Raw genomic sequence first — 8974 nt, 5'->3', positions numbered from 1 at the left:
CTCGGGCGACCGACCCGCCCAGGCCCCGGAGCGCCCCGGCCCCGGGATTACCCGGATTGCCCGGGCATCCGGGCCATTCGGGGCCTCCCCGGCGCCGACGGAGCCACCTGCGGGCTCCCCGGTGCCGGGGAGCCCGAGGTCACGGTGCCGGACCGGACCCCCGCGGGGCCCACCCGGCGCGGAGCCCCGGGTAGCGGGCCCGGAAGGTGGGGCCCGGAAGGTGGGGCCCGCGCGATGGAGCCCACCGCGTTCGGACCATCACCTCCAGGCCGGCCCGGCCGGCCCATCCGGCCCACCGCATTCGGATCGGTACCTCCGGGCCACCCCGACTGGGCGCCGGGCCGCGCGCCGGATCCCCCTGGCGCCCGATCTCGGCCCCGCGACCTCGGGTTTCATTCTCCGGGCCCACCGCGTTGACCTTCTGCATCCGGGCGCACCTGGTTCCGGCGCGCCCGGTCCGGACCCCCCGGAGGAGTTACCCAGCGCATCAGCACTGTCCGTGATGAACCCCACCGCGCCCGGCTTCATCGGGGTCCACCGCCGTCCCCGATTCGGCTACGCCCCGGGGCTTTCGCGGTACCCCATGTTCCACTCGATGACGCGTTGAGTTCCGCATCGCCGCCGCGGACACTAGTCTCTCGAGGGTGATGTCCAAAGGTTGGTCACGCGGCGTTACCAGCCGCGAAACCGCCGGCGGCGAAGCCTCCGGCACGTACTCCCGACCCCCGTCGGTGTCGGAGAGTAACGAAAACCCGCCTGCCGATCACCGCACGGCCACTTCGCGGTCCGGTACGGTCAGGCATCTGTCAGGTCGCTGTCAGTTCAATTGTCAGGTCAATCAGGAGCCGGCCGGCCAGCCGACGACCAGCCGACCGGCCGGCGCGCGGCTGCGGGTCGTGACGAGGCCCGCGCGGCGCATGCTGCGACGGTCGAGGAGGACGAGGTGAACGGTGTCGCGACGACCACCGCACCCGCGGCGGCATCACCTGTACCGCGGACGGGCGGGAGCGCGGTGAACCCACGGCGGTCCCAGTGCGGCGGCGCGAGCCGCGCGGGCGGGACGGCGGCATGATCCTGCGGGCCCGTCGCATCGAGCGGCTGGAGGAACATCCCAACCTCCGCGGCATTCTCGGCATCCTCGCCCAACTCGTCCACACCACCGACACGGAGCTCGTCTCGCTCGCCGGCGCCTGGCGCAACTCGGGGTACCTCGCCGCCGCCCGGGACAAGGCGCTCTCCCCCGACTCGCCATTGATCGTCGAGGTGCTGGCCGCCTTCGACGCGTTGAGCGCGATCTACGCCGACGACCTCACCGGCGCGGAGTACGTCACCGTCGAACCGACGATCGCCGCCACGGCTCTGCGCGCGATGCGCGACGCGGTCGCCGCCTCCTACGCCCGGCCCATCCTCGGCCGCGCGGAGTATGCGGCGCTGATGCGTCCGTGGCGCACGGTCTACCCCCGCGCGCGCGCACACGAACCCGACCTCGGCCCGGCCGCGGCGGACGTGAAGCGGGTTCTCGCGGCACTCCCGGTCCTCGCCGGGCGCTGCCACGATCCAGACAGCCTCGAGGTCTTCGACGGCCTGCTGGTGTCCGCGCTCACCCGCGACGACTCCGCGCACCAGATGGCGATGGACGCCGCCTTCGCGAGCGCCGTGGTGACCGGGCGTCGCCGGGTGTGGACCCTGGTCCGGCGCAGCGCCGCCGAGGGCTTCTGGCGGTTGTGCCCGTACTGCCGCGGCCATCGGGGCACCGATTCGAGCGAGGACCGGCGGGTCATGGAGCTGTGCGCCGACCTGGCCTGCGCGCTGCTCGTCGAGGATCTCCTCGACGCCGACCAGTTCACCCGGCTGACCAGCCCGCTGCACACGCTCATCCCGTTGCAGCACCGCCGCGGTCGCTGACGCCGCCGCGGTCCGCCCGGCTGTCGGTCCGCCCGGCTGTCGGTCCACCGGCCCGGCTCAGCCGGATGCGTCGGGCCGCCACGGCCGGTAGACGATCAGTCGGGCTCCGCCCGGAGTGATGACGATGCGTTCCACCCCCTCCGTGACCTCGCCGTCACAGGCGAACGGCAGCGGGCCGGGCTGACGGGATGAGATCGTGACCCGTTCGACCGTGTGTTGTTCGTACACCCGGCTGCGCCCGAGACGGCCGGTCAGCACCGCCCCCACCAGCCGGAGCCGGGCAAGCGGCGCCGCGGCGTCGACCACCCGCAGGTCCAGCAGCCCTTCGTCAAGGCGGGTGCGGTAGCTGGGGGCGAACCCGCCGGGCTGGTAGATCCCGTTGCCGACGAAGATCAGCCAGACCCGGCGGTACTCGGAGTCGATCTCGACCTCGAACGGCGCTTCGTGGCGCAGCACCCAGCTCAGCGCGATGAGCATCGCCGGCCACTTGCCGATGTGGCGCTCGAACCGTGCACGGATGGCGACCATGTCCGGGTAACCGCCGAGGCTCGCGGTGTTCACGAAGATACGGGAGAACCGACTGAACGTCGCGCTGATGCCCTCGGCCCGGCCGATGCCGACGGCGACCGCCGAACCCTCCCGTATCGCCTGCACCGAGTCACCCGCCCCGGCGAGTCCGACGTCCGCGGCGAAGTGGTTGAGCGTGCCCGCGGGGAAGACCGCCAGCGGCACGCCGTGCGCCAGCGCGGTCTGGGCGGCCGCGTTGATGGTGCCGTCGCCGCCGGCGACGCCCAGCACACGGGACCGCGCCGCCGCGGACACCAGCGCGGTTCTTACGTCGCCGCCCGCGTCGACCTCGACGACCCGGGCCCTGGGCAGGTCGGCCCGCAGCACGGCGAGCAGGTCCGTGTGGTTACCCGGACCGGAACGGGCGTTCACCACCACGGTGAGGCCGTCGCCGTCGGGCAGGGCGGGCGCCCACGCCGACGCGGGGCTGGCCCGGGCAGGGGCCCACGGCCGACGCGGCATCACCTTCGTCGTCAGCAGGCCCGCCCCGATCCCCAGCAGCACGCCGGCGGCCACGTCCCCGGGATAGTGCACCCCGACGTACACCCGGGAGAACGCCACCGTGGCGGCGAGCGCGGCCACCGGCACTGCCGCGCCGGGCGCGTCCAACGCGACTCCGGTAGCGAAGGCGGCCGCCGACGCCGCGTGCCCGGAGGGGAACGAGAACGTCGTGAGATCCTCGCGAAGCCGCCGCAGCGGGGGAATCGTGTGAGTCGGTGGGCGGTCCCGGCGGAACACCACCTTCATCGGCCCGTTGGCGAGGACGCTCGCGACTCCCAGGGCGAGCAGACCACGGGCGGCCGCCGGACGACGGCGTCCCTTCGTCGCACCGAGCGTCCCGGCCACCCCCCACCAGAGCAGACCGTGATCGGCGGCATGAGACAGCCGCGGCAGCACCGGGTCGAGCAGCGGTCTGCCGCCGGCCAGCGCCGCGAACAGCGACCGGTCCGCCCTGGTGAAGGCGTGCAGGAACGTCCGGCCCAGCGCGATGTCACGGCGCATGAGGATCCGGGCGCGCCGACCGACCCGGCTCTCCGCGGGCCAGCGGAGAGCGGTCCCGGTTCCCGGCCTCGTCACCGGCCTTGACCCCACGCCGGCACCGTACCCGTAACGGGGACACCCAGATCAACTGGGATGAACCTCACATCCTCCCGAACCCCGCGGGAGGAGCGAGCGGAAGGAGCTCGCTGTCAGGCCGCGGCTGTCGGAGCGCGCCTGTTCAGAGCGCGCCTGTTCAGAGCGCGCCTGTCAGACCGCGACCGGGGCCTGGCTCGCCCATCTCGGAGCCGGCGGCCATGCCACGCCCCCGGGCCGGGGCAGCGCCCGTCGTGGCTCGACGGTGCGACCTGTCGGCAGGATCTCGCCGGTGTCCTCGAACAGGATCACCCCGTTACACAGCAGGATCCAGCCCTGGTCCCAATGCTGGCTGGCCACCCGGGCGGCGTCACGATCCACACTGTCCGCCGTGGGGCAGGGCGGGGAGTGCGGGCAACCACGTCGCGGGGGTGCGGCTGCGCGTGAGGCGCCGGCGGGCAGGGGATCGGAGGACGGCTCGGGCGAGGAGGGCTCCGGGTCGTCGGAGGGCACCGGGGACGCCGATGCCGGGTCTGAAACGCGAACAGCTTGCACGAGCACCAGACGTTACGCCTCTCCGTAAGAAGCGTCACACCGAGGCGCGGGTGAAGGGGCCGACATGTCTGCGACCCCGGCCCGCAAGTCAGCGTGGACAACGGCTGTGACCAGCGCGGATGCGAAACACGGCACATCGGGAACCAGCCGGGCGGACCACGGGGTGCCTACAGCGAGATGCCGGTAACAGGACCGGACCATCGGATCGGTAGGTTACGGGGCGGTGGCCGAGCGGTTCCGCCACCCTGACCGCAACAATGACGTGGGCCGGTTCCGCTGATGCGCCCACCTGCATGAACGGCGCCCGTTGCCCCCGGCGACCGGGCATCGACACGGCAGGGCCACGGACAGGCACCAGTGAACGGCCACGGACCCGGACATGCCCGGCCACAAGGGGGTACGGACGATGGACGGCGCCACGAGTGTCGGTACCGATACCTTCGGGGGCATCCCCACCGGCGGGGGTTCCGGCCCGCGTGCCGGCGGAAAGCCGGTCGAGGTGTCGGTCGTCATGCCGTGTCTGAACGAGCAGGAGTCGGTCGGCATCTGCGTACACAAGGCCCTTGCGGGACTGGCCATCGCGGGTGCCGCGGGCGAGGTCGTCGTTGTCGACAACGGGTCCACGGACCGGTCGGCGGACGTCGCCGCCGCCGCGGGTGCCCGGGTCGTCCGCGAGACCCGGCGCGGCTACGGCAACGCCTACCTGGCCGGGTTCGCCGCCGCCCGAGGCCGGCTGATCGTGATGGGCGACGCCGACGACTCCTACGACTTCTCAGATCTGGGCGTCCTGCTCGCTCCGCTGCGCGCCGGGCGGGCCGACTACGTGCTCGGGTCGCGCTTCGCCGGGGAGATCCTGCCGGGAGCGATGCCCTGGCTGCACCGTTACGTCGGCAACCCCGCACTCACCGGCATCCTGAACCGGCTGTTCGACGTCCGTTCCTCCGACGCGCACTCGGGCATGCGGGCCTTCAGCCGAGAGGCGTACCTGCGTATGCAGCTGCGCTGCGAGGGGATGGAGCTCGCCTCCGAACTGGTGATCGCCGCGGGCCGCGCCGAGCTGCGGATCGAGGAGGTGCCGATCACCTACCATCCGCGGGTCGGGGCCTCCAAGCTGCACTCCCTGCGGGACGGTTGGCGGCACCTGCGGTTCATGCTGCTGCTGGCGCCGAGGCACCTGTTCGTGCTGCCCGGCCTGGTGCTGCTGGCGCTCGGGATCGTGGGCCAGGCGGCGCTGCTGCCCGGCTCGCTCAATCTCGGCTTCCACCGGCTGGACCTGCACTTCTCGATCCTGTTCGCGCTGCTGGCGCTGCTCGGCTGGCAACTGGTGCTGCTGGGGGTCTGCGCCGACGTCCACAACCACGCCCTCGGCTGGCAGGAGCGCCGCCGCTGGCCACTGCCGCTCATCCACCGCCTGTTCACCCTCGAACGCGGGCTTGCGCTCGGCGCGGGCCTGTTCATCGTCGGATTCGTCGTGGACGTGGTCGTCCTCGTCCGCTGGCTGGCCAACAATCTCGGGCCGCTCAACGAGATGCGCCCGGCACTGCTCGCGATGACGCTGATGGTGCTGGGCGCGCAGACCGCCTTCGGATCCTTCTTCCTGCGGCTGCTGACCGCCGGGCCCAGCGGGGGGCATCAGCGGGCGTCGGCCCGCGGTACCCGTGCCGACACGGGCCCTGACGCGGGCGCGGTTGCGAGTGCCGGCCCAGGCTCCACCCGGGTCGGGACAGACTCCACCCGGGCCGGGGCGAGCGGCCCACGGGCCGACACGCCCGGTCTCGGCCCGTTCTTCGAGGCGCCGGAACACCCGGCCGAGGTCGTCAGGTTCTGAGAACGGCGGATATTCATCATGGCCGTCCTGGGCAGAATGGCCGTCCTGGGCAGACGCCGCTTTCCAGCGCTGCCCGGCGACGCCGCGCCCGTCTCCCTACGCGATCCCGCTGTCCTCGGGGATGACCCCGCGGATGACCTCGCCGCCCCGGGCCGGGTGCCGTCCGGGGAGCACCCCGGCCCGCTCTATGGCCCGAACGCGCGGCGCCGTGCATCGGGTCCGGCCTCCGCCCAGCCGGCCCGACCCGCCCGGCCGGCCCGACCCGCCCGGCCGGTCACGCGGCATCTACCCTTCGCGGTTCTCCTGGTCGCCGGGATGACGCTGCGGGTGGTCACCGGGCACGCCTACCGGCCGGCGTTCGAGTTCAACGGCGACTCCTATGCCTACCTGCGACTTTCCACCCTGCACGCGCCCGACCCGATGCGGCCGGCCGGCTACCCCGCCTTCCTGCGCCTGCTGTCGCACACCGGCGACCTGTGGTGGGTGACAGTGGTCCAGCACGTCGCGGGCCTGGCGCTCGGGGTGGGGATCTACGTCCTGCTGGTCCACCGCCGAGTGGCGGCCCCGGTAGCGGCCCTCGCCGCCGCGCCGGTCCTGCTGGACGCCTACCAGCTTGTCCTCGAGCACTACGTGATGGCCGAGACACTGTTCGCGGTCCTGCTGGTCGCCGCGATGATCGCCCTGACCTGGTCGACACGACCGTCGGTGTGGGCGTGCGGGCTCGCCGGCCTGTTACTGGGCGGGGCGGGCCTGGTCCGCACCATCGGGGTCGCCATGGGTGTGCTCGCCGTGGGCTACCTGCTTCTTCGTCGCGTCGGATGGCTCCGGTCCGCCGCCTTCGCCGTGATGCTCGCCGTTCCACTCGTCGGCTACGCGGGCTGGTTCCACACCGCGCACGGGAAATACGCGCTCACCGGTGGGGACGCGGTGTGGATGTACGGCCGGGTGGCACCGATCGCCGAATGTGATCGCCTGCACCTGAGCACGCGCCAGCTCGTCCTGTGCTCCCCGCATCCGGTGACGGGGCGGCCCGATCCCAGCTACTACGTCTGGAACGGCAACAGCCCGCACTGGCGGCTCGACATGCCCGACGACAAGCGGGACGCGCTGCTGCGCGACTTCACCCGCCAGGTCATCCGGTATCAGTTCGGTGACTACGCCCGGATGGTCGGCGGGGAGATCGCGCACTACTTCGCCCCGGGCCGACCGGTCGGGCACCGCGACTGGCCGGACGCGACCTGGCGGTTCCCGACCGGTGACGAACCGCGCTACCTGCACAACAACGAGCCGCTGCTCGGCTTCCACGGGGACGCGCCCACCCGCGTCATCCGCGAGCCGTCCGCCGGTTTCCTGCGGAGCTACCAGCGTCTCGTCTTCACGCCCGGTCCGGCCCTGGCCGCGATGGTGATCGTCACCATCGCCGCGATCATAACCCCGGACCGGGACCGCCGTGCGTCGCCGGGGAACCACAGCACCCGGCGCCGGGGAGGCCTGCGGGACCGGGCCGCCGAAGCTCGACGGCTGCGGGCGGACATGGCCCTCCTCGTGGCGGCCGGGGCCGCCACGCTCATCGTCCCGGCCGCGACGGTGTGCTTCGACTATCGCTACCTGCTCCCCGTCCTCGTGCTCTTCCCGCCTGCCGCCGCGCTCGCGACCCGCCGCTTCGTACTGCTCAGTCGAGCCCCAACCGGGGTGCCTCGATCGCCGGGCAGGTGTCCATGACGACGTCCAGCCCGGCCTCGCCCGCACGCGCCGCGGCAGCCTCGTCCCGCACGCCGAGCTGGAGCCAGACACCCTTCGCGCCGATCTTCACTGCCTCGTCGACGACCGGGCCGGCGAACTCCGACCGGACAAACAGGTCGACGACGTCGACGGGGAACGGGATCTCGCTCAACGTCGCGTATCCCTGCTCCCCCGCGACCGTAGGTGCCGAGGGGTGCACAGGTACGACACGCTTGCCGTGCCGTCGCAGGTAGTCCGCAATGCTGTAGGCGGTCCGGCGGGTGTCGTTGGACAGCCCCACCACCGCCCAGACCTCGGTGTCGGTGAGCACGCGGCGAATGGTGTCGTCGTCTCCGAAGCGCATACCTGCATAACCGCCCAGGCCACCCGGTTCATCCGGCCCACGGCGGGACGGGACGGACACTAACCGACGCTGCGCTCGAAGGTCACGAGGATGCCGTCGGTCCCGCCGGGGCCGATACGACCCTTGACCTCCGCCGCGGTGATGGCCTTCAGCTGCCACCCCTGCCTGGCGTGCTCATTGAGGATCCGCTCCAGCTTGTCGCCGGACATCTTGCCTCCGATCAGACCTTCTCTGATCTCCACGACCTTGTACTCGAAACGTCCTGCCATCGATCCATCATACCGATCCGGATCATAAACGCGACGGCCCGCGGGGCCCGCAAAATCCTCGCGGGCCCCGCGGTGGTCCTCTTCCGACTTCTTCCAGGCTCAACCGCAGTTACCCCACGGACTGGTGTAGTTCGTGCCGTCGTGATAGCCGAAGCAACGGACACACTTGTTCTGTGTGTATTGCTTGACCGGACCGGCGTAGTACTGGTAATCCCCGACGTCGTATGACCAGTCCGACCCCTCGATCTGCAGGCCGGCGGTGGTACGCGTCGCCGTCCCGATCGACGCGGTCTTTATGGTCACCACGCAGTTGTACGATCGGTTGTACAGCTGATGGACTGTGGCCCTGCTGAGTGCGTGTGAGCGCTGGACACAGACCTCCTGGGGCGTGTAGGGGTTCGTCGCGGCCTGAGCCGGCGCGGAGGCCGCGACGAACATGAAGCACATCATGGCGATGATCGCGCCTACACCGGCATAGAACCTGCGTATCCGCACAGTGTTCTCCTTACTCTCTCGCGAGGTAGTGGATCCGCATTGCACGGGTACGGTGCGATCAAATCGGTAGACGATCTCATCGTCAGCGCCACCGCGGTTGACCGACAGTTTTTCGCCGACCGATCAATCAATTCCGAACAACCAGCCACCACGAGGATGCGGGATGACGGGATGCGAGGACGCCCTATCGTAAGA

At 71.5% G+C, this 8974-nt stretch carries 8 protein-coding genes; 3 read left to right on the top strand and 5 right to left on the bottom strand.

Annotation, left to right across the window (positions count from 1 at the left end):
• Positions 1-1068 precede the first annotated feature (1068 nt).
• Complete coding sequence (locus AC08OP_RS10810; RefSeq protein ID WP_476600308.1) at positions 1069-1905, top strand: hypothetical protein; 837 nt, start codon at positions 1069-1071, stop codon at positions 1903-1905.
• A gap of 57 nt (positions 1906-1962) precedes the next feature.
• Here AC08OP_RS10810 and AC08OP_RS10805 read toward each other — a convergent pair whose 3' ends face one another.
• Together AC08OP_RS10805 and AC08OP_RS10800 are read right to left on the bottom strand one after the other, a co-directional pair.
• A complete protein-coding gene (locus AC08OP_RS10805) occupies positions 1963-3549 on the bottom strand; it encodes a phosphatase PAP2 family protein (protein ID WP_476614070.1) in 1587 nt (528 codons plus the stop codon).
• A 171-nt stretch (positions 3550-3720) separates the two neighbouring features.
• Positions 3721-4059, bottom strand: coding sequence for a DUF5999 family protein (locus AC08OP_RS10800; protein WP_476614069.1), 339 nt, complete (start codon positions 4057-4059; stop codon positions 3721-3723).
• 448 nt (positions 4060-4507) lie between these two features.
• Here AC08OP_RS10800 and AC08OP_RS10795 point away from each other — a divergent pair, with 448 nt between their 5' ends.
• Positions 4508-5929 (top strand): glycosyltransferase family 2 protein, encoded by a 1422-nt coding sequence (locus AC08OP_RS10795; protein ID WP_476614068.1) that lies wholly within the window; start codon positions 4508-4510, stop codon positions 5927-5929.
• Between the two features lie 18 nt (positions 5930-5947).
• A complete protein-coding gene (locus AC08OP_RS10790) occupies positions 5948-7651 on the top strand; it encodes a hypothetical protein (protein ID WP_476614067.1) in 1704 nt (567 codons plus the stop codon).
• Here AC08OP_RS10790 and AC08OP_RS10785 read toward each other — a convergent pair.
• The 3 genes from AC08OP_RS10785 to AC08OP_RS10775 all read right to left on the bottom strand — a co-directional run bounded on the left by AC08OP_RS10785 (position 7602) and on the right by AC08OP_RS10775 (position 8779).
• Complete coding sequence (locus tag AC08OP_RS10785) at positions 7602-8015, bottom strand: CoA-binding protein (protein WP_476614066.1); 414 nt, start codon at positions 8013-8015, stop codon at positions 7602-7604. The two genes, AC08OP_RS10790 and AC08OP_RS10785, sit on opposite strands and share 50 nt — an antisense overlap.
• A gap of 59 nt (positions 8016-8074) precedes the next feature.
• Complete coding sequence (locus AC08OP_RS10780) at positions 8075-8284, bottom strand: DUF4177 domain-containing protein (protein WP_476614065.1); 210 nt, start codon at positions 8282-8284, stop codon at positions 8075-8077.
• A 99-nt stretch (positions 8285-8383) separates the two neighbouring features.
• Positions 8384-8779: a serine/threonine protein kinase gene (locus tag AC08OP_RS10775; protein WP_476614064.1), complete on the bottom strand. Its 396-nt coding sequence runs from the start codon at positions 8777-8779 to the stop codon at positions 8384-8386.
• Positions 8780-8974: the final 195 nt, after the last annotated feature.

The sequence above is a fragment of the Frankia sp. CeRuru1 genome (assembly GCF_977966315.1).
The sequence above is the reverse complement of the archived record's forward strand: the minus strand, read 5'-3'. Positions and strand labels throughout refer to the sequence as shown.

Bases quoted from the DNA above. Each gene is read 5' to 3' on its own strand.
- AC08OP_RS10810 (WP_476600308.1), top strand. From the start codon at position 1,069: ATGATCCTGCGGGCCCGTCGCATCGAGCGGCTGGAGGAACATCCCAAC.
- AC08OP_RS10780 (WP_476614065.1), bottom strand. From the start codon at position 8,284: ATGGCAGGACGTTTCGAGTACAAGGTCGTGGAGATCAGAGAAGGTCTG.
- AC08OP_RS10795 (WP_476614068.1), top strand. From the start codon at position 4,508: ATGGACGGCGCCACGAGTGTCGGTACCGATACCTTCGGGGGCATCCCC.
- AC08OP_RS10785 (WP_476614066.1), bottom strand. From the start codon at position 8,015: ATGCGCTTCGGAGACGACGACACCATTCGCCGCGTGCTCACCGACACC.
- AC08OP_RS10790 (WP_476614067.1), top strand. From the start codon at position 5,948: ATGGCCGTCCTGGGCAGAATGGCCGTCCTGGGCAGACGCCGCTTTCCA.